The 495-nt window shown below is 53.9% G+C and carries 1 protein-coding gene; it reads right to left on the bottom strand.

Annotated elements, in window-relative coordinates; translation table 11 throughout:
* Positions 1–121 precede the first annotated feature (121 nt).
* A complete protein-coding gene (locus tag FGE05_RS29665) occupies positions 122–424 on the bottom strand; it encodes a transposase (protein WP_257225758.1) in 303 nt (100 codons plus the stop codon).
* Positions 425–495: the final 71 nt, after the last annotated feature.

Here is a 495-nt window from a genome sequence, read left to right as displayed (position 1 = left end):
AGTTTCTCCCGCTCAGGCTTCACCTTGCCTTGGCGCTGACGCCAGGCGTAAAAGCTGCTGCGGTTGACTCCAAACGCCCGACAGCAATTGTTAACGCCGTACTGCTCGTCCAGCTCATTGATCAACGAGAATGATCTTTGGAGTCCAAAAGCAGGAGAGCACTGGCCTTTTTTAGGATTTCAATGTCCAGGTCTTTTTGCCTGAGCAACGCTTTGAGCTGCTGGATCTCTCGCTGCTCGGCGGTAATCGCCTTGGCCCCTTCCGGGGTCGAACCCAAGCGCTCTTTGCGAACCTGGTCGACCCAACGGCGCAAGGCAGTAGGGCCAATATCCAGAGTGGCACAGACCTCAGGAACTGACTGGCCTTCGTCCAGCACCATGCTGGCAGCTTTGAGCTTGAACTCACTGGAATAAGATTTACGCATAGCCAAACACCTCAGATTTGGGCGCCATCATAGCGCCCGATTGAAGTGTCCAAAATCATTAGGCCAGTTCA

It is taken from the genome of Pseudomonas sp. ICMP22404, assembly GCF_006227205.1.
Lineage (GTDB): Bacteria > Pseudomonadota > Gammaproteobacteria > Pseudomonadales > Pseudomonadaceae > Aquipseudomonas.
The sequence above is the reverse complement of the archived record's forward strand: the minus strand, read 5'-3'. Positions and strand labels throughout refer to the sequence as shown.